20 protein-coding genes and 1 pseudogene are annotated in these 26,225 nt (G+C 73.7%); 9 read left to right on the top strand and 12 right to left on the bottom strand.

Annotation, left to right across the window (positions count from 1 at the left end; all coding sequences use genetic code 11):
- The first annotated feature begins 63 nt into the window (after window positions 1-63).
- From ABZ862_RS16300 to ABZ862_RS16290, 3 genes are all read left to right on the top strand, one after another.
- A complete protein-coding gene (locus tag ABZ862_RS16300) occupies window positions 64-462 on the top strand; it encodes a nuclear transport factor 2 family protein (protein ID WP_360958052.1) in 399 nt (132 codons plus the stop codon).
- Between the two features lie 629 nt (window positions 463-1,091).
- Window positions 1,092-2,249, top strand: a complete 1,158-nt coding sequence (gene rho / locus ABZ862_RS16295) for a transcription termination factor Rho (RefSeq protein ID WP_360958049.1) — start codon at window positions 1,092-1,094, stop codon at window positions 2,247-2,249.
- 295 nt (window positions 2,250-2,544) lie between these two features.
- Window positions 2,545-3,849 carry a serine hydrolase gene (locus ABZ862_RS16290; protein WP_360958045.1) on the top strand — a complete coding sequence of 435 codons (1,305 nt, stop codon included), beginning with the start codon at window positions 2,545-2,547 and terminating at the stop codon, window positions 3,847-3,849.
- 224 nt (window positions 3,850-4,073) lie between these two features.
- Here ABZ862_RS16290 and ABZ862_RS16285 read toward each other — a convergent pair.
- The 9 genes and pseudogenes from ABZ862_RS16285 to ABZ862_RS16245 form a co-directional block, all read right to left on the bottom strand.
- A pseudogene (locus ABZ862_RS16285) lies at window positions 4,074-4,949 on the bottom strand (glycosyltransferase 87 family protein); the annotation flags it as partial.
- Window positions 4,946-6,349, bottom strand: coding sequence for a polyprenol phosphomannose-dependent alpha 1,6 mannosyltransferase MptB (gene mptB, locus ABZ862_RS16280; protein WP_360958042.1), 1,404 nt, complete (start codon window positions 6,347-6,349; stop codon window positions 4,946-4,948). The gene mptB and the pseudogene ABZ862_RS16285, both read right to left, overlap by 4 nt.
- 200 nt (window positions 6,350-6,549) lie before the next feature.
- Window positions 6,550-7,386, bottom strand: coding sequence for an undecaprenyl-diphosphate phosphatase (locus ABZ862_RS16275; protein ID WP_360958040.1), 837 nt, complete (start codon window positions 7,384-7,386; stop codon window positions 6,550-6,552).
- A gap of 135 nt (window positions 7,387-7,521) precedes the next feature.
- Window positions 7,522-7,896, bottom strand: coding sequence for a fluoride efflux transporter CrcB (crcB, locus tag ABZ862_RS16270; RefSeq protein WP_360958037.1), 375 nt, complete (start codon window positions 7,894-7,896; stop codon window positions 7,522-7,524).
- Window positions 7,893-8,306, bottom strand: coding sequence for a DUF190 domain-containing protein (locus tag ABZ862_RS16265; protein ID WP_360958034.1), 414 nt, complete (start codon window positions 8,304-8,306; stop codon window positions 7,893-7,895). The genes crcB and ABZ862_RS16265 overlap by 4 nt, the downstream gene beginning before the upstream one ends.
- Window positions 8,303-8,764 (bottom strand): CrcB family protein, encoded by a 462-nt coding sequence (locus ABZ862_RS16260; RefSeq protein ID WP_360958031.1) that lies wholly within the window; start codon window positions 8,762-8,764, stop codon window positions 8,303-8,305. Before ABZ862_RS16260 ends, ABZ862_RS16265 begins: the two co-directional genes overlap by 4 nt.
- 196 nt (window positions 8,765-8,960) lie before the next feature.
- Complete coding sequence (locus ABZ862_RS16255) at window positions 8,961-9,302, bottom strand: ArsR family transcriptional regulator (protein ID WP_360958028.1); 342 nt, start codon at window positions 9,300-9,302, stop codon at window positions 8,961-8,963.
- 237 nt (window positions 9,303-9,539) lie between these two features.
- Window positions 9,540-11,111 (bottom strand): glycosyl hydrolase 53 family protein, encoded by a 1,572-nt coding sequence (locus ABZ862_RS16250; protein ID WP_360958025.1) that lies wholly within the window; start codon window positions 11,109-11,111, stop codon window positions 9,540-9,542.
- A 224-nt stretch (window positions 11,112-11,335) separates the two neighbouring features.
- Window positions 11,336-13,357: a beta-galactosidase gene (locus ABZ862_RS16245; RefSeq protein WP_360958023.1), complete on the bottom strand. Its 2,022-nt coding sequence runs from the start codon at window positions 13,355-13,357 to the stop codon at window positions 11,336-11,338.
- Between the two features lie 283 nt (window positions 13,358-13,640).
- Here ABZ862_RS16245 and ABZ862_RS16240 point away from each other — a divergent pair, with 283 nt between their 5' ends.
- The 6 genes from ABZ862_RS16240 (at window position 13,641) to ABZ862_RS16215 (ending at window position 18,988) form a co-directional block, all read left to right on the top strand.
- Window positions 13,641-14,966, top strand: a complete 1,326-nt coding sequence (locus ABZ862_RS16240) for an extracellular solute-binding protein (RefSeq protein ID WP_360958020.1) — start codon at window positions 13,641-13,643, stop codon at window positions 14,964-14,966.
- The gene (locus ABZ862_RS16235; protein ID WP_360958017.1) at window positions 14,963-15,940 is read left to right on the top strand and encodes a sugar ABC transporter permease; all 978 of its coding nucleotides are present in this window, start codon (window positions 14,963-14,965) and stop codon (window positions 15,938-15,940) included. Before ABZ862_RS16240 ends, ABZ862_RS16235 begins: the two co-directional genes overlap by 4 nt.
- Complete coding sequence (locus ABZ862_RS16230) at window positions 15,937-16,842, top strand: carbohydrate ABC transporter permease (protein WP_360958014.1); 906 nt, start codon at window positions 15,937-15,939, stop codon at window positions 16,840-16,842. The genes ABZ862_RS16235 and ABZ862_RS16230 overlap by 4 nt, the downstream gene beginning before the upstream one ends.
- Window positions 16,839-17,870, top strand: a complete 1,032-nt coding sequence (locus tag ABZ862_RS16225) for a LacI family DNA-binding transcriptional regulator (protein WP_360958011.1) — start codon at window positions 16,839-16,841, stop codon at window positions 17,868-17,870. Before ABZ862_RS16230 ends, ABZ862_RS16225 begins: the two co-directional genes overlap by 4 nt.
- A 273-nt stretch (window positions 17,871-18,143) precedes the next feature.
- Window positions 18,144-18,494, top strand: a complete 351-nt coding sequence (locus ABZ862_RS16220; protein ID WP_360958009.1) for a VOC family protein — start codon at window positions 18,144-18,146, stop codon at window positions 18,492-18,494.
- Window positions 18,495-18,580: 86 nt separating this feature from the next.
- Window positions 18,581-18,988, top strand: a complete 408-nt coding sequence (locus ABZ862_RS16215) for a MarR family transcriptional regulator (RefSeq protein ID WP_360958006.1) — start codon at window positions 18,581-18,583, stop codon at window positions 18,986-18,988.
- 75 nt (window positions 18,989-19,063) lie between these two features.
- Here ABZ862_RS16215 and ABZ862_RS16210 read toward each other — a convergent pair whose 3' ends face one another.
- From ABZ862_RS16210 to ABZ862_RS16200, 3 genes are all read right to left on the bottom strand, one after another.
- A complete protein-coding gene (locus ABZ862_RS16210) occupies window positions 19,064-19,465 on the bottom strand; it encodes an SseB family protein (protein ID WP_360958003.1) in 402 nt (133 codons plus the stop codon).
- A 595-nt stretch (window positions 19,466-20,060) separates the two neighbouring features.
- A complete protein-coding gene (locus ABZ862_RS16205; protein WP_360958000.1) occupies window positions 20,061-22,940 on the bottom strand; it encodes a BTAD domain-containing putative transcriptional regulator in 2,880 nt (959 codons plus the stop codon).
- Between the two features lie 147 nt (window positions 22,941-23,087).
- Window positions 23,088-26,123: a BTAD domain-containing putative transcriptional regulator gene (locus tag ABZ862_RS16200; protein WP_360957997.1), complete on the bottom strand. Its 3,036-nt coding sequence runs from the start codon at window positions 26,121-26,123 to the stop codon at window positions 23,088-23,090.
- Window positions 26,124-26,225: the final 102 nt, after the last annotated feature.

Below are 26,225 nucleotides of genomic sequence, written 5' to 3'. Positions count from 1 at the left end.
TCGCCCCGGTCACTACGCTCACCTCGCTCAGCATAGTCAACTAGTTGCATATGAGGTGATCGGATGCGCGCGTTCCGCGAGGCCGTCGAGGCGAACGACCTGGACGCCGTCGAGGCCCTGCTCGCCGAGAACGTCGTCTTCACCAGCCCGGTGGTGTTCAAGCCGTACCCGGGCAGGGCGATCACCGCGGCGATCCTGCGCGGGGTGACGCGGGTCTTCGAGGACTTCCGCTACGTCAGCGAGCTGAGCGGCGGCGAGGGCCGTGAGCACGCCCTGGTGTTCACCGCGCGGGTGGGCGACCGGACCCTGGAGGGCTGCGACTTCATCCACCTCGACGAGGACGGGCTGATCGACGCGCTGACGGTGATGGTGCGTCCGCTGTCCGGGGCACAGGCGCTGGCGGAGGCGATGGGCGCGCAGTTCGACCGGATCGCGAAGGAGGCGGAGGCGCGGTCCGCCTGAGCGGCGGCCCGGGATGTCCGGCGCCCGAGCCCCGCGCCCGCGCCGGACCCCGCCCGGCCCGGCCGCGGGGCGGGTCCCCCGGCGCGGGCGGATCCCCCGGCGCGGGCGGGTGAGGCGGCGACAGAGGACGAGGCGGCGCCGGGGGACCGGCTGCCCGGCACCGGTCGGCCGTATCGGACAGGGCTCCACCGGGGCCGCGGACGCGCAGGGTGCGGCCAGGGTTATCCGTCCCGCCGGCTGGCGGCGAGGCCGCGGACGGACGGGAACGGACGGGGACTTCCGCGCACCGAAGGAAGCGGGAAGCGGGCGGGAAGCGCCGTCCTGCCCCTCCGCTCCGCCCGGGTCGGACCGGACCGGACCGTCGGGTGGTACAGTGATGTCAGCACTCGTGTACGCCCTGTTGTGGGCGCCGGTGCCAGTTCGTTTCTCCCGGTTCACCGACCGGTCCACAGGGACAGCCCAGGACGGTCGGTTCTCCAGTACCAGTCCGACGAGCGGCAGACACGTCGCCGCCGGTCGCAGTGCTGTTCCCGCCGCCCTCCCGAGGTGCCCCCAGGGCCCCGTCGCGCGGCCTCCCCCTCCCCACCCGTATGCCTCATGCCGTACGTCCGTGAAAGGACCCGACCCCTGTGACCACCACACTCGAACACCCCCCTGTCCGGCAGCGGCCCCCGGCCCGGCCCGTCACCGGTGTCCTGGACATCGACGCGAGCGGGAAGGGGCACCTGCGCGACGCCGGCTGCCTGGCCACGCCCGCCGATCCGCAGGTCTCCCCCGCGCTGATCCGCCGTCACGGACTGCGCAGGGGAGACCTCGTCGACGGCCTGCACGACGGGCGCACCCTCACCGAGGTCCGGCACGTGGACGGGCGCGCACCGGACACGCTCCGGGGGCGCCGCGCGTTCGGCGACCTCACCCCGCTCCATCCGCGCGAGCGGCTCCGGCTCGAGCACCCGGGGGCCGGGCTCACCGGGCGCCTCATGGATCTGCTCACTCCCGTCGGCAAGGGCCAGCGAGGGCTGATCGTGGCCCCGCCCAAGACCGGCAAGACGGTGCTGCTCCAGCAGCTCGCGGCCGCGGTCGCCGGCAACAGTCCCGGATGCCGCCTGATGGTCCTGCTGCTCGACGAACGCCCCGAGGAGGTCACCGAGATGCGCCGTTCGGTGCGCGGCGAGGTGTACGCCTCGACCTTCGACCGCACGCCCAGGGAGCACATCGCGCTGGCCGGACTCGTCGTCGAGCGCGCCAAGCGGCACGTCGAGGCGGGCGAGGACGTCGTGATCCTGCTCGACTCGCTCACCCGGCTGTGCCGGGCCCACAACAACGCCGCCGCGGCGGGCGGCCGTACCCTCAGCGGCGGCGTGGACGCCACCGCCCTGACCGGGCCCAAGCGGTTCTTCGGCGCCGCCCGGCTCGCCGAGGAGGGCGGCTCGCTCACCATCCTCGCCACCGTCCTCGTCGAGACCGGCTCCCGCGCCGACGACTACTTCTTCGAGGAGCTGAAGAGCACCGGGAACATGGAGCTGCGCCTGAGCCGCGAGCTCGCCTCCCGCCGCGTCTTCCCCGCCGTGGACCTCGTCCGGTCCGGCACCCGGCGCGAGGAACTCCTCTTCTCCCCGGCGGAGTCGGCCGCCTCCCTCGGCCTGCGCCGGGCGCTCCAGGGCCGGGACGGCCAGGGCGGCAGCGGCGGAGGCAGCGGCCTGGAGGCCCTGCTGGAACGGCTGCGCGCCACCCCCGACAACGCCACGTTCCTGCGGCAGATCATGCCGACACTGCCCACCGGGTGACCCGTTCGCGCACCGCCGGCCGGCTCCCCCTCAAGGGCGCGGCCAGCACCGGCAGGCGGGCACACCGACCGCCGCACCGTGGCGCACCGGTGACGCGCACACCCCCGTCCCGCCCGGCAGCGCACCGGCAGATACCGTCACCCCGCGCACTCAGGCGGCCCGGTGACGCACCGCCAGGTCTCCCCGGCCCGCCCGGACCCCGTGCCGGTGGTCCGCTGCGGCATCCGGGTGCCATCGGCACCGCCCCGGCCCGGTCGTCACGGCGTCAGGCGCCCGTATTCCTACGTTGAATCGTATGACTATCGGATTCTCGGCCCGGACGGTCATGGCGACCTGCGCGGTCTGTCTGTCGTCCGCCCTCGCCCTCGCTCCCGCCCCGGCGACCGCACGCACCGGGGCGGACCCCGCCCCTCCGGCCGGGCCGACGGCGCTGACCGCCCGGGCCGCACCGCCCCCGCCGTCCCTGCTCGACCGGCCCGGCACCCAGGTCCGGCCGCGGGCCGGGGCACCCGAGGTACCGGCCGTCTCCGCGCTGTCCTGGCTGGTCGCCGACGCCGGCACCGGCGAGGTGCTGGCCGCCTCGGAGGCGCACCGGCAGCTGCCGCCCGCCAGCACCCTCAAGACCCTGTTCGCGCTCACCGTGCTGCCCGCGCTGCCCGCCGGTCTGGAGCACACGGTGACCTCGGAGGAACTGGCCGGCATCGGCGCGGGCAGCAGTCTCGTCGGGGTCGCCGAGGGGCACACGTACCGCATCGCCGACCTGTGGCGCGGCGTCTTCCTCAGCTCGGGCAACGACGCCGTGCACGTCCTCGCCTCACTGGGCGGCGGCTGGGAGAGCACCGCCGCGCGGATGCAGGCGAAGGCCCGTGAGCTGGGCGCGCCGGACACCCGTGTCGTGTCTCCGGACGGCTACGACACGCCGGGCCAGGTGTCGTCGGCGTACGACCTGGCCGTGTTCGGGCGCGCCGGGCTGCGCAACGCGGACTTCGCGCGCTACTGCTCCACGGCCAGCGCGATGTTCCCGGGCGACGGGTGGCCGTACGGGATCCAGAACACCAACCGGCTGCTGACCGGGGCGAACGGCGTGACGCCGTACCCGGGACTCATCGGGGTGAAGAACGGTTACACCACCGACGCCGGCAACACCCTGGTCGCCGCGGCGCGCAGGGACGGCCGGACCGTCCTGGTCACCGTGATGAACCCGCAGTCGGGCGGGGGCTTCGCGGTCTACGAGGAGGCGCGCGAGCTGCTCGACTGGGGGTTCGCGTCCGCCGGTCACGTCGACCCGGTCGGCTCCCTCGACGCGCTGCGGCCCGACGCCCCGGCGCACGCCGCTCCCGCCGGGCGGCCGGTCGCGGCGACGCCCGTACGCGGCACACCGGCTGCCGGGGCGGCCTCCGGGCCCTGGTGGCCGGTGACCGGCGCCGTCGGGGGCGCCGCGCTGCTCGGGGCGGCCGCCGTGGCGCTGGTGCTGCGCGCCAAGACCGGCAGGTCCGGCACGCCCGGCACATGCGATACGCCGGACACGCCTGCCGGACCCGCCACGCCCGGCGCACCCGGGGGCCGGTCCGCCGGGACCGTCACGTCCGCGCGCGACTGACCCACGGGCAGCCGCAGCAGCAGGCCGAGCGTGATCCAGGTGTAGACGTTGCTGCCGAGGAAGCCGTCGAGGCCGGACGCGTCGTGGAACCACAGCCACACCACGCTGGTGCACAGCACCGCGTACAGGGCGCCCGCCAGCCGCGGGCGCCCGGCGCGCACCAGTACGGCGAAGGAGGGCAGCAGCCAGACGAGATGGTGCACCCAGGTGATCGGGCTGACCAGACAGGCAATCAGGCCGGTGAGGGCGAACGCGGCGGGCAGGTCGCCCGCGGTGACCGCCCGGCGGGCCCGCAGCGCCCACACGCACAGGACCAGCAGGACGGCGGCCGCCCAGACCGGGCGGTCCGTCACGCCGAGCCGGGCGAGGACGCCCTGCAACGACTGGTTGGAGACGTAGTCGAGACGGCCGACCCGGGCGGTGTCCCACAGGGCCGTCGTCCAGTAGAACCGCGAGGCGTCCGGGGCGATCAGGTGGGCCAGCAGAGTGGCCCCCGCGGCGACCGCCGTGGCCACAGCCGCGGCACGCCGGCGGCGGGCGAGCAGCAGCAGCCCGATGAACACGGCGGGAGTGAGTTTGACCGCCGCGGCGAGGCCGATCCCGGCGCCCGCCCAGCGGTGGTGCCGTCCGCCGAGCAGCCGTCCGTCGGCCAGGACCAGGGCCAGCAGGACGAGGTTGACCTGACCGAAGCTGAAGGTGTCGCGCAGCGGTTCGTACAGGGCGAGGAGGCAGGCGGTCAGCGCCCGGCCGTACCAGCCGTACCGCCGCAGCGCGGGCCCGGCGAGGAGGTGGACGGCCACGGCGAGGGCGGCGAGGTTCAGCAGGAACGCGAGGGCGATCGCGGTGTGCAGCCCGACCAGGGCCATCGGCAGCATGGCGACGGCGGCGAAGGGCGGGTAGGTGAACCCGTACCCGGTGCCCGGGACCCGGTAGTCGTAGACGCGGCCCCCGTGGTGGATCCAGGTGTGCACGGTGCCGTGGTAGACCCGCAGGTCGAACCAGTCGCGCAGCAGCGGCACGGTCGCGGTGAACGCCGTCACCGCGGCGGCCAGGGCGGCCAGCAGGACCAGGCGGCCCCGGTCGGTGCCCGGCAGGGTCATGCGGTGCGCTCCAGTGCCGGGGCCGGCAGGGGCCGGGTCGCCTGGCGGGCCTGCCACAGGACGACCAGGGCGAGGAGGCCGCCGCAGCCGGCGAGCAGCAGCTGTCCGGTGTCGGCGGCGGCGCCGCTGGGCAGCGCGGCGAGGGCGAGCACGCCGGTGACGGCGGCCATCCGGTGCCGTACGGAGGTGTCGGGCGCGGCGGCGGCGATCAGGAAGAGGCCCCACAGTGCGTACCAGGGGCGGATCGCCGGGCCGAGGGCCGCGACGGCGGCGAGGCTGAGGCCGAGGGCGTAGACGGGTGTGGGACGCAGCCGGACCCAGACGGCGAGGACGACGCCGGCGGTGATCACGAGCCCGAGCCCGTGCCAGACCGGGACGGCGAGGGGCGCGAGGCCGCTGCCGAGCCGTTCGAGCAGGGCGCCGGTGGCGCGGCCGAGGAGGCTGGTGAGGGCCCAGTTGTGCGGGGAGACGGGGGTGTCCAGGGCGCGTATCCAGCCGTAGCCGGTGCCGGTGGCGGCGGTCGCCAGGGCGGTGGTCGCGAGGGAGGCGGCCAGGGTGATGGGCACGGCACGGGCCGGGTGCCGTCCCGCCCGGATCTGGAGGACGGCCACCACGACGAGTCCCAGGGCGGCGGGTGCCTTGACCAGTGCGGCCAGGGTGATCAGCACGGCGCCCAGGACGGGGCGGCGGCCGAGCGCCGCGACCAGGCCCATGCCGAGCAGCCCGAGCATGATCGCGTCGTTGTGGGCCCCGGCCACCAGGTGCAGCAGCACCAGCGGGTTGAGGGCGCCGAGCCACAGCGCGGCGGCGGGGTCGGCGCCGCAGTGCCGGGCCAGCCGGGGCAGCGCGGCCGCCATCAGGGCCACACCGGACAGGGCGACCAGCCGCATGCCGATCAGCCCGGCGGGCAGTTCGCCGCGGGTCAGCCGGGACAGGGCGGAGGCGACGGCCAGGAACACCGGCCCGTACGGCGCCGCGGTGTGCCGCCACAGCGGGGCCACCTCGTCGGCGAGCGGTCCGCCGAGCCGGTCCGGGCCGTGGGTGTAGACGTCGATGTGGGCGTCGACCATGGCGCCCTGCGCGAGGTAGCTGTAGACGTCCCGGCTGAACAGCGGCGGAGCCGGCAGCAGCGGGGCCGCCCAGACGGCGAGGACCAGCAGCAGGGCGCGCGGCGAGGGCGGCCGGGGGCCGCGCAGCACGCCGCCGAGCAGTGCCCAGGCGGCTGTCAGCAGCACGACCCCGAAGTACACGCAGACGACGCCGAGCGCGGCGCGTGCCTCGGCGGTGCCGATGAGGTCCCGGACCGGGAGGGCCCCGGCGGTCTCCCCGCCCAGCGCGAGGACAGCGGTACCGGCCAGGCCGAGAACCTGGCAGCGGCGGAGGTCGACGGGGAGAGCCATGGCCAACACCCAGGCAGCATGGCGGCACCGGGTGGCCGCGGACCGACGCCCCGCCCTCCGCCCGGCGACCTGCGCGTGACCGGAACGTGAGCGGCACCTCGCCGGGGCGTGCGGCACGCCGTCCGGCGACGTCACGCGGGGCGTGCGGGGCGTGCGGCCCGGTTGGACGGGCCGCACGCCCCGGCGGGGCACCGGAGGTCTCAGGCGTTCAGCACGCCCGTGCCCAGCAGCCCGAGCAGTACCGCGCCGATGATGATCCGGTAGATCACGAAGGCGTTGAAGGAGTGCTTGGCGACGAACTTCAGCAGCCAGGCGATGGAGGCGTAGGCGACCACGAAGGAGACGATCGTGCCGACGGCCAGCGGCATGGCGCCCACGCCGGTGCCGAGGGCGTCCTTGAGCTCGTAGAGGCCGGCGCCGGTCAGGGCGGGGATGCCGAGGAAGAAGGAGAGCCGGGTGGCGGCGACACGGTCGAGGTCCAGGACCAGCGCCGTGGACATGGTGGCGCCGGAGCGGGAGAAGCCCGGGAAGAGGAGGGCGAGGATCTGCGAACTGCCGACCCACATCGCGTCCTTGAACGTGGTGTCGTCCTCGCCCCGCTTGTGGCGGCCCATCTGGTCGGCCGCCCACATCACACCGGATCCCACGATGAGGGACGCGGCGACCACCCACAGGGAGGCCAGCGGGCCCTCGATGAGCGGCTTGGCGGCGAGGCCCACGACCACGATCGGGATCGTGGCGTAGATGACCCACCAGGCGAACTTGTAGTCGTGGTGGTAGCGCTCGTTCTTGTCGAACAGGCCGCGGAACCAGGCGGAGACGATCCGCACGATGTCCTTGAAGAAGTACAGCAGCACCGCGGCGATGGCGCCGACCTGGATGACGGCCGAGAAGCCGACCACCGCGTCGTTGTCGACGGGGATGTGCATGAGCCCCTCGGTGATCTTCAGATGTCCGGTGGAGGAGACGGGGAGGAACTCGGTCAGTCCCTCCACGACTCCGAGGACGGCGGCCTGACCGACGTTGATGACGCTCATGGGATCCAGTTCTGAGGAAGTGAATTGGTCGACAGTGCTGTAGACAGTCTGGGACAGTCTTTTACCAGGAAAAGCTCTCAGGTGTCCTGCCCGGTGCCGCGACAGGCGGCGTTCGCCCTGTCGCGGCGCCCGGCACTAGGCCCACAGCGCCTGGGCGATCGACGCTCCGGCGAACGCCGCGCCGAGACCCGCGAAGACGCTCCCGGCCACGTTGGCCGCCGCGTAGAACCCCGCCCCGGACTCCGTCAGGCGCAGTGTCTCGTACGAGAAGGTGGAGTACGTCGTCAGGGCACCGCACAGGCCGGTCCCCAGGAACAGCTGCAGGTGCGGGCCCGCCGCACCGGCCGAGACGGCACCGGTGAGCAGACCGAGGACCAGACAGCCGGTGACGTTCACCGCGAAGGTGCCCCAGGGGAAGACCGAGTCGTGCCGGGACTGTACCGTGCGGTCGGTGAGGTAACGCAGCGGGGCGCCGATCACGGCTCCCGCGACGACCAGCAGCCAGTTCACGAGGACTTCTTACCCTTCACGTCCGTTCCGGCCGGTTCGCCCGGTGCGCGCGGATGCCCCGCCGGGGTGCCGCCGTCGCGGCCGACGTAGCGGATGACCTCGCAGTCGTCGAGGATGACCAGCCCCTCGCCGACCAGCTCGTCGAGTTCCGGCAGGAACGCCCGCACCCGCTCCTCGGTGTCGACCACGACGACGGCGACCGGCAGGTCCTCGCTGAGCGACAGCAGCCGCGCGGTGTGGATCAGGGACGAGGCACCGAAGCCCTCGATGCCGCGGAAGACGCTGGCCCCGGCGAGGCCCGCGCGGTGGGCCCGGTGCACGATCTCCGTGTAGAGGGGCTTGTGGTGCCAGGTGTCGTTCTCGCCGATGAAGATCGTCACGCGCAGGGCCCTGCCGGTCAGCCTTGTCATCGCTGCCTCCGCTCCAGGACGCGGCGGGTCGCCGTCACGGCCAGCCACACCGCCGCCATGGCCGCGAACAGGGTCGCGGCGAGATAGGCGAGCCCGGTGCGGGCGTGGCCGGAGTCGACCAGTTTCTGGATGTCGACGGTGTACGTCGAGAAGGTGGTGAAGCCGCCGAGCACACCGGTGCCGAAGAACGGCCGTACCAGCCGGTGGGCGGCCCACACGTCGGTGATGAGCACCATGAACACGCCGATCACGGCGCAGCCCGCGGCATTGACGCCCAGGGTGGTCCAGGGGAACGCGCCGGGCCGGACCGGCCACCCCAGGCCGGCCGCGTACCGGGCCGTGGCGCCGATGGCTCCGCCGAGCGCGACGACCGCGACCACGGGGACCTGGGCACGCCAGGAGGGCCGCCGCGGGGTCTCGGGCCGCACGCGGAGGCTCTCGGTCTCCGGGGCTGTCATGGTCGTACGTCTCCTGCCTCGGCCCCACCGCCGTACCACGCGGGGTGATCTTGGCCGGGCAACAGCGTACCGCCGCGCGCGGACCCGGGTCACTTCGCGGGGGTCGCCCGCGGACCGGGCCCGCGTCGCGTACGGGAACCCTCCGGGCCGTCCGGCCGGGAGGTGCGGCGGTGAGACGCCGCCGGGACCGGAGCCTTCAGCGGCGTGCGGTCTGCCGGTCGGGGGCGGTCCGGGGGCGGGGAAGCCGCACGACGCCCTTCTCGAACATGCCCGACACCTCGGAGATGCGGCTCTCGTCGCGCCGGTAGAAGGTGCGGCTGCCCATGTCCTTGCTGCTGAGCAGCCCGAAGGCGGTGAGTACGGTGAGGTGGGTCTCCGCGGTCCCGCGGGACACCCCGAGCTTCTCCGCGACGGCGTCGGAGGTGACGCCGTCGGTCACCGGGTCGCCGTGCTGCTGGGGATGCGGGAAGTGGGTGGCAGGGTCCTTGAGCCAGTCCAGGATGACCACCCGGGTCTCGCTGATCGGGATCCTCAGCATCGCGTTCCCCTCCATTGGAGCCGCTCCGTACCACCGCATGCCGGGCGGCCCCTGGGGGTCCGCTCGGCATGGTCCACTCTCTCGCACCCGGGGGCCCGCGCGCCCGGGCCTCCGTGGCCCTCGGCCGGGGCCGAAGGGCCTTGCGCCCGGGGACGGCCGGGGTCCCGGGCCCCTGGCCGGGTCCCCGGGCCGTACACCCGGGTCCAAAACCGGACGTCACCGGTCAGCGGTCAGCGGTCAGCGGTGGCCGAACCAGGACATCGAGGCGAGCGCCCTGTCGTCGAAGCCGAACAGGGCCTGGTTCTCCCAGCCGTTGCCGGAGGAGGCGTCGGCGGGGTCCCAGCCGTTGCCCGTGACGGCGGTCCAGGTGGCCTCCCAGTAGAAGACACCGAGGCCGCGGCCGTTCGGGACGGCCTCCACGATGCTCGCCACGTCGTTCATCCACCTGGTCTGCCCGGCCGTCGTCGCCGGGTAGCCGGAGACCAGTTCACCGGTGGTGTCGATCTGGTTGACCAGGAAGTCGTCGCTGTCGAGCCGGAAGGGGTAGGCCGTCTCGGCGACGAACACCGGCTTGCCGTAGCGGGCCGCCGCGTCGTCGAGGGTGGTCTGGAAGTCGGACAGCGGCCCGTGCCAGTAGCCGTAGTACGACAGCCCGATCGCGTCGAACCTGACGCCGTGGGCGACCGCGTTGTCGAACCACCACTCGGTGCCCGCCAGATCGCCGCCCTGGGCGAGGTGCAGCGCGACGACGGTCGACGGGCTGACGGTCTTGGCCGCGGAATAGCCGGAGTCGAGCAGCCCGGCGAGCTGGGACCAGTTGGACGTGGAGCCCTCGGGCCACAGCAGACCGCCGTTGATCTCGTTGCCGATCTGGACCATGTCGGCGGTGGTGCCCTGGGCCTTGAGCGCGTTCAGCACGTCGTAGGTGTGGTTGTAGACGTCGGTCCTGAGCTGACTGTACGAATGGCTCGCCCAGGCCGCGGGTTCGGTCTGCTTGCCGGGATCGGCCCAGGTGTCGGAGTAGTGGAAGTCGACCAGCAGCTTCATGCCCTGCGCCTTGATGCGCTTGGCCAGGGCCAGCACGTGCGACTTCTCGTTGTAACCGTCGGCCGGGTTCACCCACACCTTCAGCCGGGCGTAGTTCATGCCGTACGACCTGAGGACCGTGAGGGCGTCCCCGCTGCTGCCGGATGCCGTCCGGTACACCCCGCCCTTGGCCTCGCTCTTGGCGAGGGAGGAGATGTCGGCACCGTGGACCGAGGTGCCGGTGGTGCCGGAGGTGAAGGTCAGGTCGTCGACGTTGATCCAGTTCCCGGCGTTGGCGTCGCTGTGGACACTGACCGTGCACTGGTTGTTCGTCACGCTGACGGGCACCACGATCCGGATCCAGCCGCTGGACGAGACCGGCAGATCGGTGCGCTGTTCGCTGCCGCCGCAGTTCTTCAGCGCGAGGTACGCCGCGTTCTGGCCGCCGCCGGAGCGGACCCAGGCGGTCAGGTGGTAGGAGCCGTTGGTGAGGCCCGAGAGGTACTGGTAGGTCTCCACCGTGTAGGCGGAGGACGAGTAGTGGCTCAGCCGGTAGCTCCCGGAGTGCCCGCCCGCCTCGGTGTAGGAGGCGCCCGTGTCGCCGTACTCGGACCAGCCGCCCGGCACGGCCGTGCCCGTGCCGTCGGACTCGAAGCCGCCGTTGGTGAGGGTGCTCGCGGCCTGCGCGGTCTGGGCCGGCAGGGCGACGAGGGCGAGGCCCGCCAGGAGCGGCAGCAGCAGGGCCCTGACCGCGCCGGCGGTACCGATGCCTCTGACAGCCATGACGGTCCGGGTGAAACCGGTCGCACCGGCACGGCCGGCGCCGTCGGTGCGTCTGGGACCTGAGGTCCTGGGGCGGGGCATTCCGGGGTGGAACATCAGCATCCGTCGTCCCTTCGACGTGATGGGGAGGGGGCGCCCCCGGGCCGTCGCCCGTCGTACGGGGCGCGGGCCCCTCCGCGCGCAAGCCGGCCAGGGGCCGGGACCGCGGGCGGAGGGGAGTCGGCTCAGCCGTCGAGGCGTACGACCCGCACGGCTCCCGCCGGGACCGCGAGGCGGCCCGCGGCACGCTCGCCCGTCAGCAGCTCGGTGCCGGACGTCTCCAGCGGCACCTTCGCGTCGGCGGCGGTGTGGTTGATCGCGAACAGGTACTCGCCCCGCTCGCCGGAGCGCCGTACGACCTCCACGTCGCGGGGCAGATCGGCGCGCGGCGCGATCCCGGCGTCCTCGGCGGCGGCGCCGAGCACGGTGTCCAGGGCGCGTGCGTCGAGGCGGGTGGACACGTACCAGGCGGTGCCCTCGCCATGCCGGTGCCGGGTGACGGCGGGACGGCCCGCGGCGAGCCCGTCGGCGTACGTCCACACGGTCTCGGCGCCGTGCGGCACCACGAACTCCGTCCACACGTCGCCGCTCGGTCCGGCCCCGCCGGGTCCGGTGAGCCGCACCCGCTCGCCCTGGAGCAGCGGTGCGAACTCCTCCACGGTCAGGCCGAGGACCTCGCGCAGGGCGCCGGGGCAGGCGCCCTCATGGACGGCGTCGTGCTCGTCGACGATGCCGGAGAAGTACGACACCACGAGCGTGCCGCCCCGCTCGGCGTACGCGGTGAGGCGCTGCCCGGCCGCCTTCGTCATCAGATAGAGCGCCGGTACGACGACCAGGGGATACCTCGACAAGTCGGCTTCCGGGTGGGCGAAATCGACGGTGAGGTGGCGGTCGTAGAGGGCCTCGTAGAAGGTGTCGGCGCGCTCGCGCGGGTCGTGGTCCTCGCTGGGCCGCCAGTCGAGGTTCTGCGCCCACCAGGACTGCCAGTCCCACAGCACGGCCGCGTCGGCACAGGTGCGGGTGCCCCGGACGGTGCTCAACGAGTCGAGGGCGGCGCCCAGTTCGACGACCTCGCGCCACACCCGGGTGTCGGTGCCGCCGTGCGGCAGCATCGCCGAGTGGAACTTCTCGGCACCGTGCCGGGACTGGCGCCACTGGAAGAACATGGCACCCTCGGAGCCGCGGGCCACATGGGCCAGCGAGTTGCGGGCCATCTGGCCGGGTGCCTTGGCCGGGTTGCGGGGCTGCCAGTTGACGCCCGAGGTGGAGTGCTCCAGCAGCAGCCAGGGGGCGCCGCCCGCGACGGAACGGGTGAGGTCGGCGGCCATGGCGAGGTTGACGTGGGTGCGGCGGCCGTCGGTGATCAGGTAGTGGTCGTTGGTGACGATGTCGACCTCGCGGCCCCAGGCCCAGTAGTCGACCGAGTCGCACTGGCTGAGGGCGGTCATGAAGTTGGTGGTGACCGGCACGCCCGGCGAGAGGCGGTGCAGGATGTCCCGCTCCGCGGTGAAGTTCTCCCGCATGGTGGCGTCCGCGAAGCGCCGGTAGTCCAGCGCCTGGCCGGGGTTGACCACGGTGGGGGTGGCGCGCGGCGGGTTGATCTGGTCCAGACCGGTGTAGTGCTGGCCCCAGAAGGCGGTGCCCCAGGCCGCGTTGACCGCCTCGACGGTGCCGTGGGTGCGGGCCAGCCAGCGGCGGAAGTGAGCGGCGCAGGAGTCGCAGTAGCAGGCCGAGACGGGGACGCCGTACTCGTTGTGGACGTGCCACATCGCCAGCGACGGGTGGTCGCCGTACCGTTCGGCGAGCCGGGTGGTGATGCTCGCGGCGGCGGCACGGTAGTCGGCGTTGCTGTGGCAGATGGCGCCGCGGGAGCCGAACTCGTGGCGCACGCCTTCCGCCGTCACCGGCAGGGCCTCGGGATGCGCCCGGTAGAACCAGGCGGGCGGCGCCACGGTGGGCGTGCCGAGGTCGACCCGGATGCCGCTGCCGTGCAGCAGGTCCAGCACCCGGTCGAGCCAGCCGAAGTCGTACTCCCCCGGGGCGGGCTCCAGCAGGGCCCAGGAGAAGATCCCCACGCTCACCATCGTGACGCCGGCCTCCCGCATCAGCCGGACGTCCTCCTCCCAGACGTCTTCCGGCCACTGCTCGGGGTTGTAGTCGCCACCGAAGGCGAGCCTGGTGAGGCCCTGGGGGGTGGTCTCCGGCATGGATCTCTCCCGTTGATCGATCATATGGGAACGTTCACACACAGCGGTGGCGGTGTCAGCCCAACATAACCGCACAGCAACAACCATTGACAAGTGTCCGGGATGTTTCTCTACTGTGAACGCTCACAGACGCACGGCGACACCTCGCGACGGTCGGGACCGCTGCCGTGCGGGGCCCGCGACCGGGCCCGGAGCTGGGGCTCACGACCGGGCCGAAACGCCCGGAGAGCCGCATGGCAGGTCCTCCGCACAAGGCGGCGGACCCTGGTCAGGGGAGAGATCCATGCCGAACACCAAGCGCCCGCGTCCGCTCAGAAGCACGGCCTGCGTCCTCGCCGTCACCCTCGGCGCCACCGCCCTCGCCGCCTGCGGCTCGGGCGACGACAGCACGTCCGGGTCGGGCCCGGTGTCACTGACGTACTGGTCCTGGGCGCCCGGCATGGACAAGGTCGTCGCCCTGTGGAACAAGGGGCCGGGCAAGAAGGCGCAGATCACCGTCACGGTGAAGAAGCAGGCCTCCGGCGACACCCTGGTCACCAAGATCCTCACCGCGCACCAGGCGAAGAAGGCCCCCGACCTGGTCCAGGCCGAGTACCAGGCACTGCCGACGCTGGTCAGCAACGACGCGCTGGCCGACATCTCCAAGGAGGTCGGCGACGCGAGGAGCAAGTTCGCCGACGGTGTCTGGCAGCAGACCACGCTGGGCACGGACGCGGTCTACGCGGTGCCGCAGGACATCGGGCCGATGATGTTCTACTACCGCGCGGACCTGTTCAAGAAGTACAAGCTCACGGTCCCCACCACCTGGGAGCAGTTCGCCGAGACCGCGCGCAAGCTGAAGAAGGCCTCGCCCGGCACCGACCTCACCACCTTCTCCGCCAACGACTCGGGCCTGTTCGCCGGTCTCGCCCAGCAGGCCGGCGCCAAGTGGTGGACCACCTCCGGCGACAAGTGGAAGGTCGCCATCGACGACGCGGCCACCCAGAAGGTCGCCACGTTCTGGGGCGGCCTGGTCAAGGAGGGCGTCATCGACAACCAGCCGATGTACACCCCGTCCTGGAACAAGGCCCTGAACACCGGCAAGCAGATCGCCTGGGTCAGCGCCGTCTGGGCGCCCGGCACCCTCACCACCGCGGCGCCGGACACCCAGGGCAAGTGGGCCATGGCCCCGCTCCCCCAGTGGTCGCCGTCCGAGAACGTCACGGGCAGCTGGGGCGGCTCCTCCACCGCCGTGACCACCGACTCCAAGCACCGGACGGCCGCAGCGAAGTTCGCCGCGTGGCTGAACACGGACGGCGACGCGCTCAACGCCCTCGCCAAGGAGAGCGGCATCTACCCGGCATCCACCTCCGCCCAGCTGTCCGGCGCCTTCGCCGAGCCGCCGGCGTACTTCTCGAACCAGGCGGACTTCTACACCAGGGCCGCGGCGATAGCGAAGACCACGGCGCCCTCGGCATGGGGCCCGAACGTGAACGTCGCCTACGCCACCTTCAACGACGCGTTCGGCGCCGCCGCCAAGGACAGGTCGGACTTCGTGGCGGCCCTGCACAGCATGCAGGACGCCACCGTCGCCGACCTGGAGAAGCAGGGCTTCGGGGTCTCCCGGTGACATCCGCCGCCCGCCGGAAGCCGTACGGGGTCAAGGGGGCCCCGTACGCCCACCCGTCTCCCACCGCCACCCTCAAAGGAGCGCTCCGCGCGCCCTACTTCTTCCTCGTCCCCGCGACCGTCCTGTTCGCCCTGTTCTTCGCGCTCCCCATCGGCTACGCCGTCTACCTCAGCTTCCGCAAGGTGCATGTCTCCGGCCTCGGCCTGGGCTCGGGCGCCCGGCGCGAGATCTGGGCCGGCCTGGAGAACTACCGCGACGCCCTCGGCGACAGCGAGTTCCACAACGGCGCGCTGCGCGTCCTCGGCTACGGCTGCATCGTCGTCCCGGTGATGCTCGGCCTCGCGCTGCTCTTCGCGCTGATGCTCGACACCGAGCGGGTGCGGCTCGCGCCGTTCTCCCGGCTGGCGATCTTCCTGCCGTACGCCATCCCGGGCGTCGTGGCGGCACTGCTGTGGGGCTTCCTCTATCTGCCCGACGTCAGCCCCTTCTACTACGTGCTGGAGAAGCTCCACCTCCCCCGGCCCGGTCTGCTGGACGGCGGGCCCCTGTATCTCGCGCTGTCCAACATCGCGGTGTGGGGCGGCACCGGCTTCAACATGATCGTCATCTACACCTCGCTGCGGTCCATTCCGGCGGAGGTGTACGAGGCGGCCAGGCTGGACGGCGCCACCCCGCTGCAGATCGCGCTGCGGATCAAGATCCCGATGGTGACGCCGTCGCTGGTGCTGACCTTCTTCTTCTCGATCATCGCCACGCTCCAGGTCTTCAGCGAGCCGACCACCCTCAGGCCGCTCACCAATTCCGTCCGCACGACCTGGAGTCCGCTGATGAAGGTGTACCAGGACGCCTTCCACCGGGGGGACGTCCACTCGGCCGCCGCCGAGGCCACCCTGATCGCCATCGCCACGCTGGTGCTGTCCTTCGGCTTCCTGCGGGCCGCGAACCGCCGTACCAAGCAGGAAGAGGCACCATGAGCTCCCTAGCCGTCCCCGCTGCCGGGCCCGCCGCGGACACCGCGCCCGGCACCGCCCGGCGCCCGCCGCTGCGCCGCCGGATCGCCCTCGTCCCCACCGTCACCCTGCTGCTCGGCGCCGTCTACTGCCTGCTGCCCGTGGCGTGGGTGGTGATCGCGTCCACCAAGTCGGGCCGCGAACTGTTCTCCACGTTCACCTTCCTGCCCGGCTCGGGCTTCGTGGCCAACATCAAGGATCTCAGCGCCTACCGCGACGGCGTCTACTGGACGTGGATGGGCAACTCCGCCCTCTACGCCGGTCTCGGCGCCCTGCTGTCGACGTGCGTGTCGGCGCTCAGCGGCTACGCCCTCGCGGTCTACCGCTTCCGGGGCCGCGAGACGATGTTCAACGTGCTGCTCGCCGGGGTGCTGATGCCGCCGGTGATCCTGGCGATCCCGCAGTACCTGCTGCTGGCCAAGGCCGACCTCACGGACTCGTACCTCTCCGTGCTGCTCCCGCAGATCCTCTCCCCCTACGGCGTCTATCTCGCGCGGATCTACGCGGGCGCGGCGGTCCCCGCCGACGTGGTGGAGGCCGGGCGGGTGGACGGCGCCGGCGAGTGGCGGATCTTCTCCCGGATCGCGCTGCCCATGATGATCCCCGGCCTGGTGACGGTGTTCCTGTTCCAGTTCGTGGCCGTGTGGAACAACTTCCTGCTGCCGTACATCATGCTCAGCGACGACGAGAAGTTCCCGCTCACCCTCGGTCTCTACACCCTGCTGGAACAGGGCTCCAACACTCCCGCGCTCTACACGCTGGTCATCACCGGCGCGTTCCTCGCGGTGCTGCCGCTGGTCGCCCTGTTCCTGTTCGTCCAGCGGTTCTGGAGTCTGGATCTGCTGTCCGGGGCCATAAAATCGTGACCATGAACCAACCGGGGGGCCGGCGCAAGCCGCCGACGATCCATGATGTGGCACGCGAGGCGGGTGTCTCCCGGGGCACCGTCTCGCGCGTCCTCAACGGCGGGCACTACGTCAGCCCGGCCGCCCAGGAAGCCGTCGACGCGGCCATCCGCAGGACGGGCTACGTCGTCAACCGGCACGCCCGCTCGCTGATCACCGGCCGCTCCGACTCCGTCGGCTTCCTGCTGACCGAGCCGCAGGAGCGGTTCTTCGAGGACCCCAACTTCAACGTCCTGCTGCGCGGCTGCACCCAGGCGCTGGCCGCGCACGACGTGCCGCTGCTGCTGATGCTGGCGGGCACCGGGGACGAACGGCGGCGCATCACGCGGTACATCACCGCCGGGCACGTCGACGGGGTGCTGCTGGTCTCCAGTCACTCCGGGGACCCGGTGGCGCAGGAACTGCGGGAGGCGGGGGTGCCGCTGGTGGCGTGCGGCAAGCCGATCGGACTCGGGTCCAAGGTCAGCTATGTGGCCGCGGACGACCGGGACGGCGCGCGCGACATGGTGCGCCATCTGCTCTCGCGGGGCCGCGGCCGCATCGGCGTGGTCACCGGCCCCCTGGACACCCCGGGAGGTGTGGAGCGGCTCGCCGGGTACAGGGAGGTGCTCACCGAGGCCGGCATCGGGGTCGACGAGGAACTGATCGTCTCCGGGGACTACAGCCGGGCCAGCGGCGAGACGGCCACCGAGCGGCTGCTGGCGCGGGTGCCTGACATCGATGCCGTGTTCGTCGCCTCCGATCTGATGGCGCAGGGCGTGCTGACCGCGCTGCGGAGGGCCGGGCGCCGGGTGCCGCAGGACGTCGCCGTGGGCGGCTTCGACGACTCCCCGGCGGCCACCGCGGCCAGCCCCACCCTCACCACGATCCGCCAGCCGTGGGACCGGATCAGCGCGGAGATGGTACGGGTGCTGCTCGCCCAGATCGGCGGGGAGGACCCGGCCGCGGTGATCCTGCCGACGGAGCTGGTGGTGCGGGAGTCGGCGTGAGGCGTACACGGCCTGCGGCGTGCGGCGGGAGCGGGGCGCACGGCACGGGCGTGCGGCGGGCACCGCACGGGGTGGGCTGGTGGCGGGTTCGAGAACCGGGTGACGGGTCGTGCCGGACGACGGGTCGTGCCGGGTGCGGTAGCGGTGGGGGACGGTGCCCGGCTCCGGAAGCGGTCAGGATTCGAGAAGCCGCGGCCCGCGCCCCCGGCCTAGCGTGAGAACACCGACAGCGACCGTCGGGCCCTCACGTCCAGGAACTTCCAGGAGCGCATCATGACCACCGGTCTCCAGACGATCGTCTACCCCGTCAAGGACATCGCCCGCGCGAAGTCCGTGTTCGACGCCCTGCTCGGCGTCCCGCCCTACGCGGACGAGCCGTACTACGTCGGCTACAAGGCCGCCGGGCAGGACATCGGCCTCGACCCCAACGGCCACGCCAAGGGCATGACGGGCCCGGTCCCGTACTGGCACGTCACCGATCTGCGCGAGCGGCTCGCGGCGCTGCTGGACGCGGGCGCCGAACTGCTCGAGGACGCCCGGGACGTCGGCAACGGCAGGCTGATCGCCTCGGTGAAGGACCCCGACGGCAACCTGATCGGGCTGTTGCAGGACCCGACCTCCTGAACCGGCGCGCACGTCCTGCCCGCAGGTCAGCCGGCCGTACTGGTTGCACGATCAACGACCGGCCGGGACGGTGTTACCGTGCGGGTATGGACGTGGAGACGGCCGGCGGCGGCACCCGGCTCGAGGAACGGTGGCGGGACATCCTTTCCGTGCACGCCCGCACGCTGTGCGAGATCGACCGGGTCCTGCATCCCTACGGCCTGGGGGCGAGCGACTTCGAGGTCCTCGACATCCTCGCCGCCGAGTCGCCCCGGGAAGGTGACCACTGCCGGGTGCAGAACCTGGCCGGGCGGATCCACCTCAGCCAGAGCGCGCTGTCCCGGCTGATCGGGCGCCTGGAGAAGGACGGTCTGGTGAAGCGCTCCGTCTGCGCCGAGGACCGCCGCGGGGTGTGGGTCGAGCTGACCGGCAAGGGCCGTGCCGTGCACACGGAGGTGCTCCCGATGCAGCGGGCGGCGCTGGAGCGGACACTGGCCCCGCCCGAGGAGTCCTGACCCGGGTCGGTCCTCCCCGGCCGCGGGTGCGCGGCGCGGCGGGGGCGGCCCCGGCCCGTACGGCGGGGCACGGGCTCACGGCCGGGCGAGCAGCGTGCGGACGCCGTCCGCGGTGAGCGTCAGACCGTGGTCGGAGCTGCCGTCGATGGTGAGCGCCAGATCACCGGCGGGCCACTGCGAGGCGAGGGCACCGAGCGGCACCAGACGGTAGCGGGAGACGAACGGCAGCAGGTCGACCATCTCGGCCTCGGTCGTGAACACCGGTACGACCTGCTCACCGCCGGGCTGTTCCAGTACGGGCAGCGCGACCGCGGCCGGGTTGTGCGCGTCCTCCTCCGCGACGTCGTCCGGCACGGGCACAAGGACCTCGCTGCTCGCGAGCGCGTCCAGCGCCGACGTGTCCTCGGTGTTCTCGGCCAGCACGTCCAGCGCCTGCTGGGCCGGAGTGGCACTCGAGTGGTTCGCGGGTGTGTCCATGGCAGTTCCCCTGATCGCAGCGTTCGTGGGCGCCCGGCACTGACCGCTCCCGGGCGGGGCCTGGAACGCGTACCCGGCCACCGGCGGACCATGCACACAACCCCGCCCCCTGCCTTCTACGGGTCCCGGATGCCGTAGAGGTCGGGGGCGGGGAAGTGTGCGGCCTGAGTCGTTGTCGTGATGACGATCGTGATGACGGTTGCCGACGGTTGCCGGCAGCTACGGACAGATGCCGTGGCACAGGAGGTGCCGGTCGATGTGACGGACGTGATGACGGACGATGACGGTGTGCTGTGTCGTGGTCGGGTCGGGTTCGTGTCGCGTACGGCTAGCTGTCGGGTACATGTCCCCGGGGCGGTCCGGCCTTCATGGAGCACACCTCCATCCGTCACACGGCGCTGCCGTTGTGTTCGCCCCGGGGGTCGAGGCAGCGCGGGCGCCGATCCGGTGGGACGGGGGAACCACGATGGCCGAAGCCGGTGCTCGCGCTGCTTCAAGGATCGGCACGCGGCGCCCCGGGCGAGAGGGACGAACGGTTCCCGTCAGGGGACCGTTGGCCACTTGAGAGCGTCTGCGGCGCCTGTGAGCTGGGCTTTCATGTCGACGGCCGCGGACCGCCGCCGGTCCGAACCGACGCGATCAGGGTCGTCAGCCGGTCCGTGAGGTCGTTCAGGGACAGTCCGGCGCCCTCGCCCGCGTGGCGGGCGTAGGCGGCGGGCGAGAGGGCGTCGCGTACCGCGGCGGCCTCCCGGGGCCCGTCGAGCGGATCCATCAGCTCCGGTGAGAAGCCGACGCGCCGGCCGATGGCCTGCACCGCGCCCAGCACCGTGGCGCCCTGCGCGGCCCGGCCCGTCAGGGCGAGCGCGTGGGCGGCGGTGTGGAACAGCACCAGGCGGGAGGTGACGTCGTCGTGCCGGTCGAGCGCCGCCAGGATGTCCGCGGCGATGTCCAGGGCGCCGTCGCCGTCACCGCGGTCGCACGCCGTCTTCATACCGCCCCATGCCGAGGAGCCGGCGGCCCAGTCGTGTCCGCAGGAGTTCGCGACGGTGATGGCCTCGGACAGCAGCCCGGCCGCGGCCGGGAGGTCCCCCATGACCCTCGCCAGCATGCCCCGCACCATCAGTGCCTCTGCCACCAGCCACTCCTGGCCGCTGCGCCGGGCCGCCGCGACGGCGTCGCGAGCCAGGGCGGGCGCGTCGACCGGCTTCCCGGCGAGCACTCCGAAGTGGGTCCGGCCGACCAGTGCCGATGCCAGGACGACGAGGTCGCCGCACTCCCGGGCCTCCTGCTCCGCCAGCAGCACGGCGTCGTACGCCCGGTCCGGGCGGCCCGCCAGATAGCTCAGTCCGCCGACGGCGAGCCGTGCCCGGCACCGCACGGCGGGGTCCGCGTCCGGGACGGCGGCGAAGGCGTCCCGCATCCGGGCGAGGCCCTCACGGATGTGCCCCATGCGGTACCAGAACCAGTACAGCGCGCCGCCCAGCCGCAGCGCGTACCCGCCGTCCCCGGCCGCGAGTGCCGTGGTGAAGGCGGCCCGGAACTCCGGCTGGTCGCGGGACAGCCCGCGCAGCGTCTCGGCCGCCTGGGAACCGTGCAGCAGCCGTTCGGCGTTCTCCGCCCGTGCCAGCGCCCACGCACGGTGCCGGTCCCTGGCCCCCGCCAGCTCGCCGGGACCGATCTCCCGCAGTGCGAACTGCCGCAGGGTCTCCAGCATCCGGTAGCGGCGGGGTGCCGAATCCGGCTCGACCGCCACCAGGGACTTGCGGACCAGGCCGGACAGCGGGGGCAGTACGGGAGTGCGGCCGCCGACCGCGGCCGCGGCGTCGATGTCGAACCCGGCCGCGAAGACCCCCAGCCGGTGGAACAGCCGCCGTTCCGGCGCGTCGAGCAGCCGGTGGCTCCAGGCGACCGTCTCCTCGATCGTGCGGTGCCGCTCCGGCACGCCGACCGGACCGCCGACGAGGACCTCGAAGCGGTCGTGCAGCGCGTCGGCGATCTGGCCGACGGACAGCACCCGGCACTGTGCGGCGGCGAGTTCGATGGCCAGGGGGATGCCGTCGAGGTCGGCGCACACACCGGCGATCCGGTCCAGGTCGGCGGGGTCGGGCGACCAGGCGGGCAGCGCGGTGGCGGCCCTTTTCAGGAACAGTTCCCGGCCGTCGCCGGCCGGGTCGAGCGGCGGCACCTCGTAGCAGGCCTCGCCGTCGACGCCCAGTGCTTCCCGGCTGGTGGCCAGCACCCGCAGCCCGCCGCAGCGGGCCAGGAGCACCCCCGTGAGGGCGGCGACCGGTTCGAGCAGGTGCTCACAGTTGTCGAGCACCAGGAGCAGTTCGCAGTCGGCGAGCACGTCCGCCAGGTGCGCGGCGGAGCCGATCCCGGGGACACCGACGGCGTCGGCGACGGTGGCGGCCAGCAGCTCGGGGGAGGTGAGCCGGGCCAGTTCCACGAGCCAGGGCCCGTCGTCGTCGCGGCGGCGCCGGGCCGCCTCCAGCGCCAGCCGGGTCTTGCCCACTCCGCCCGGCCCGGTGAGGGTCACCAGCCGGTAGTGCTCCAGCAGTTCCCCGACGGCGGCGATGCCGGCCGTCCGGCCCACGAACCCGGACAGCGCGAACGGCAGATTGCCGCCCCGCTCCGGCGCCTGCCCGGACCGGGCGGCACCGTCGCCCGGGGCCGCGGGCCCCGGCCGGACCGGGACGGCCGGTGGTTCGAGCCGCGGGTCCCGGGTGAGGACCGCCGACTCCAGGTCGCGCAGCGCGGGTCCCGGATCGATGCCGAGTTCGTCGGCGAGGCGCAGCCGTACGGTACGCAGCGCGTTCAGGGCGTCGGTCCGCCGTCCCGACCGGTACAGCGCCAGCGTGAGCAGTTCCCAGCAGCGCTCGCGCAGCGGGTACTGCTCGACCTGTGCCCGCAGTTCGCCGACGACGGCCGCGTGTCTGCCCGTCGCGACGGCGGCGGCCAGCCGGTCCTCGTGCACGGTGGCGCGCAGATTCTCCAGCCGGGCGGCTTCCGCCGACACGCACGGCACATCGGTGAGATCCGCGTAGGCCGGACCGTGCCACAGGTCCAGGGCGTGGCCGAGGAGTTCGTGTGCCGCTTCCGGAGCGCCGTCGTCCAGCGCCCTGCGGCCCCGGACGGCCAGTCGGGTGAAGTGTTCGGCGTCCACGGCACCGGGTCCGGGCCGCAGCGCGTAGCCCGGCCCCTCACGGACCAGCAGCCGGGAGGGGGCGCGTGCGGCACGTCCCGGCTCGAGGGCCTTGCGCAGTTCGGACACATAGGCGTGCAGGGTGGTCGCGGAGGGCGGGGATCCCTGCCACACCTCGGACATGATCCGCTCGGCGGCCACGGTACGGCCCCGCGCCACCAGCAGCACCGCGAGCACCGCCCGCTGCCGTGCCCCGCCCAGTCCGATCCGGTGCCCGTCCCGTTCGGCCCGCAGGGGCCCGAGCACCGACAACCGCAGCCCGCCGCCGTCCATCCGACACCCCCGTGTCCCCGCCCGGATCCCGCCAGAGCGTAGTCCACCCGTCGGCCCGGGCCCAGGCCCACGGGACCAGCCGGGCACGGGCCGCAGCGTGCCGTCAGTGGTTCGCCGTACCGGCCGGCACGGACCGCCCGGCGGCGGTCAGCGACCGGCGACCAGACCGGCCAGCAGGGCGCCGGCCTCCTCCCGGGACAGCGTCCGTCCGCGGGCCGCGTGGCGCTCGTACTCCTGCGCGGGCAGTGCCCGGCGTACGGCGGCCGCCTCCCGGGGCCCGTCCAGCGGGTCCATCGACTCCGGGGAGACGCCGGCCTGCCCGCCGATCGCCTCGACGGCGCCCATCAGCACCGCGGCCTCTTCGGGACGGCCGGTGAGGACCAGCGCCCGGGCGGCGCTGTGGGCCGTCACCAGCCAGAACGGTGCGTCGCCGTAGCGGTCCATACCGGCCAGGACGTCCCCGGCGATCGCCAGCGCCCCCGCTCCGTCCCCGCGGTCCGAAGTGGTCTTCATGGCGCACCAGGCCGCGCCGTCGGCGGCCCAGTCGTGACCGCAGGACCGGGCGGCCGTGACCGCCTCGCGCAGCACCGCGTCCGCGCCCGGCAGATCCCCGAGGACCCGCTTCAGCATGCCCTGGACCATCAGCGTCTCCGCCTCCAGCCACCTCAGGGCGGTGCGGCGGGCCAGGGCGACCCCGGTACGGGCCAGGCCCGCGGCACCGGCCGGCGCGCCGGCGAGCGCGCCGAAGTAGGCGGCGTACGTGAGGGCGCTCGCCTCGGTCACCAGGTCGCCGGCCTGCCGGGCCTCCCGGGCCGCGGTCCGGGCCGCCCGGTGGGCCGGGACCGTCTGCCCGGCCAGGTAGCTCAGGCCGGCATGGGCGAACCGGGCGCGTGCCCGGGTGCCGGGATCGGCGTCCGGCGCGGCGGCGAGGGCCTTGTCCAGCCAGGCCAGGCCCTCGGTGACCGGTCCCCGGCGGAACCAGTACCAGAACAGCGCACCGCCCAGGCGCAGCGCGTGGTCGGCGTCCCCGGCCGCCAGGGCGGAGGCGAACGCGGCACGGAACTCGGCCCGGTCCCGGCCGAGCCCGTCGAGGAGTCGCGCGCCCTGCGGGCCGCGCAGCCTCGGCTCGTCGTGCTCCGCTCTGGCCAGGGCCCAGGCGCGGTGGCGCCGCTCCGCCCGTGCCAGTTCGCCGGGCGCGAGTGCGTTTCGCGCGTAGTGGCGCACCGTGTCGAGCATGCGGTAGCGGCGTGGTGCGCTGCCGGGCTCGACGGTCAGCAGGGACTTGCGGACCAGGGCCGACAGCGGGGCGAGCACCGGAGTGACGTCCGTGACCGCGGCGGCCGTCTCCAGGTCGAAACCGGCGGCGAGGACGCCGAGCCGGTGGAAGAGACGGCGCTCGGCCGGTTGCAGCAGCTGATCGCTCCAGGCGATGGTGTCGTACAGGGCGCGGTGGCGGGCGGGCCGCCCGGCCGCCGCCGAGGTGAGAAGGGTGAAACGGTCGTCCAGGGCGTCGGCGATCTGGCCCACGGACAGCGTGCGGAACTGCGCCGCGGCCAGTTCGACGGCCAGCGGGATCCCGTCCAGTCCGGCGCACAGGCCGGTGATCCGGACGCGCTCCCGGGGCCCGGGTGCCCAGCCCGGCTGGGCCGCCGCCGCGCGGCGGCAGAACAGTTCGGCCGCGTCGGTCGCCGCGGGCAGCGGCGGTACCTCGAGAACCGCCTCGCCCTCCACGGTGAGCGGTTCACGGCTGGTGGCGAGGATCCGCAGGCCGCCGCAGCGGGCCAGCAGGGTGTGGACCAGTTCCGCGGCCGAGGGCAGCAGGTGCTCGCAGTTGTCCAGGACCAGCAGAGTGCTGCGCCCGCCGAGCAGGACGGCCAGCCGGTCGGTGGAGCCGGTGGGCGGCAGGCCCAGGGCGGTCGCGCAGGTGGCGGCGAGGAGTTCGGGCGCGTGCAGCCCGGCGAGTTCCACGAGCCACGGTCCGTCGGTGTCGGCGCGGGCACGGGCCGCCTCCAGCGCCAGCCGGGTCTTGCCGACGCCGCCCGGGCCGGTCAGGGTGACCAGCCGGTGCTCGGCCAGCAGGCCGCCCACCGCGGCGAGATCGGTGCCGCGGCCGACGAGACCCGATGTGGCGAAGGGCAGGTTGCCGTGGACGGGGGCCGCCGCACTGCGGGCGGAGGTACGTGCCCGTGGACCGGTGGCCGTAGCGGTGGCGGCCGGGGCAGGGGACGCGGGGACCGGGAGAGCCCTGACCGGAGAATCGGGGGCCCCAGCGGGGAAAGCGGCGGCTGCGGAAGCCGCAGCCGGGTGGGGCGCGGTCCCGGTGGTCACCGCGGCGCCGGTGGCGGAGCCCGCCGCGGCACCGGTGGCGGTGACCGTGCCGGGTCGGGGCCGCCCGGCCGGCGCGGCCAGCAGGACCGGATCCTGCGCGAGGATGGCCGCCTCCATGGCGCGCGGCCCGGCTCCGGGTTCGATCCCCAGATCGTCGGCGAGCCGCCTCCGTAAGGTGCGCAGTGCGGCCAGGGCCTCGGCCTGCCGCCCCGACCGGTACAGGGCGAGCGCCAGGAGTTCCCAGCCGCGTTCCCGCAGCGGCTGCTCGGCCACCATCGCTTCCAGCTCGCCCACGGCCGCGCCGTGCTGTCCCGACCGGACGGCGGCCGCCAGCCGGTCCTCAGCGGCGGTGGCCCGCAGTTCCTCCAGACGGGCCCGCTCCGGTGCGGCGAAGCCGGCGTCGGCGAGGTCGGCGTAGGCGGGCCCCCGCCACAGTGCGAGCGCCCGGCCGAGCAGCTCCTGGGCGCCCTCCGGTTCGCCCGCGTCCAGCGCGCGCCTGCCCCGCACGGCCAGCTCCGCGAACTCCTCGGCGTCGACCGCGGCGGGGTCGATCCGCAGCGCGTATCCCGGCCCCTCGCGCACCAGCAGCCCGGCCGGTGCCCGCGCCGCCCGCCGCGGCTCGAGCACCCTGCGGAGTCCGGACACACAGGCGTGGAGGGTGGTCGGCGAAGGGGTCCTGGAACCCTCCCACACCTGGGAGACGATCCGGTCGGCGGTCACCACCGCGCCCCGCGCGATGATCAAGGTTGCCAGGACGGACCGCTGGCGTGGCCCGCCCAGCGGCGCTTCCCGCCCGTCGACCTCCGCGCGGAGCGGCCCCAGTACCCCCAGCCGCACATCGACGGCGCTGCCCACGGCGTACCCCCCGGCTCATCGCCTGGAGAGTATGCCCAATCGGCCGCCCGGCCGGGAAGGCCGCCGCGCCGGACGGCCGCCGCGGGGTTCTCACCGGATCCC

It is taken from the genome of Streptomyces sp. NPDC047000, from assembly GCF_040644295.1.
In the GTDB taxonomy this organism is placed as follows: Bacteria; Actinomycetota; Actinomycetes; order Streptomycetales; family Streptomycetaceae; genus Streptomyces.
The sequence above is the reverse complement of the archived record's forward strand: the minus strand, read 5'-3'. Positions and strand labels throughout refer to the sequence as shown.

Excerpts from the sequence above, each read along its gene's own strand:
- ABZ862_RS16300 (WP_360958052.1), top strand. The coding sequence starts at position 64 with ATGCGCGCGTTCCGCGAGGCCGTCGAGGCGAACGACCTGGACGCCGTC.
- ABZ862_RS16290 (WP_360958045.1), top strand. The coding sequence starts at position 2,545 with ATGACTATCGGATTCTCGGCCCGGACGGTCATGGCGACCTGCGCGGTC.
- mptB (WP_360958042.1), bottom strand. The coding sequence starts at position 6,349 with ATGGCTCTCCCCGTCGACCTCCGCCGCTGCCAGGTTCTCGGCCTGGCC.
- ABZ862_RS16275 (WP_360958040.1), bottom strand. The coding sequence starts at position 7,386 with ATGAGCGTCATCAACGTCGGTCAGGCCGCCGTCCTCGGAGTCGTGGAG.
- ABZ862_RS16265 (WP_360958034.1), bottom strand. The coding sequence starts at position 8,306 with ATGACAAGGCTGACCGGCAGGGCCCTGCGCGTGACGATCTTCATCGGC.
- ABZ862_RS16260 (WP_360958031.1), bottom strand. The coding sequence starts at position 8,764 with ATGACAGCCCCGGAGACCGAGAGCCTCCGCGTGCGGCCCGAGACCCCG.
- ABZ862_RS16255 (WP_360958028.1), bottom strand. The coding sequence starts at position 9,302 with ATGCTGAGGATCCCGATCAGCGAGACCCGGGTGGTCATCCTGGACTGG.
- ABZ862_RS16250 (WP_360958025.1), bottom strand. The coding sequence starts at position 11,111 with ATGGCTGTCAGAGGCATCGGTACCGCCGGCGCGGTCAGGGCCCTGCTG.
- ABZ862_RS16245 (WP_360958023.1), bottom strand. The coding sequence starts at position 13,357 with ATGCCGGAGACCACCCCCCAGGGCCTCACCAGGCTCGCCTTCGGTGGC.
- ABZ862_RS16240 (WP_360958020.1), top strand. The coding sequence starts at position 13,641 with ATGCCGAACACCAAGCGCCCGCGTCCGCTCAGAAGCACGGCCTGCGTC.
- ABZ862_RS16230 (WP_360958014.1), top strand. The coding sequence starts at position 15,937 with ATGAGCTCCCTAGCCGTCCCCGCTGCCGGGCCCGCCGCGGACACCGCG.
- ABZ862_RS16220 (WP_360958009.1), top strand. The coding sequence starts at position 18,144 with ATGACCACCGGTCTCCAGACGATCGTCTACCCCGTCAAGGACATCGCC.
- ABZ862_RS16215 (WP_360958006.1), top strand. The coding sequence starts at position 18,581 with ATGGACGTGGAGACGGCCGGCGGCGGCACCCGGCTCGAGGAACGGTGG.
- ABZ862_RS16210 (WP_360958003.1), bottom strand. The coding sequence starts at position 19,465 with ATGGACACACCCGCGAACCACTCGAGTGCCACTCCGGCCCAGCAGGCG.
- ABZ862_RS16205 (WP_360958000.1), bottom strand. The coding sequence starts at position 22,940 with ATGGACGGCGGCGGGCTGCGGTTGTCGGTGCTCGGGCCCCTGCGGGCC.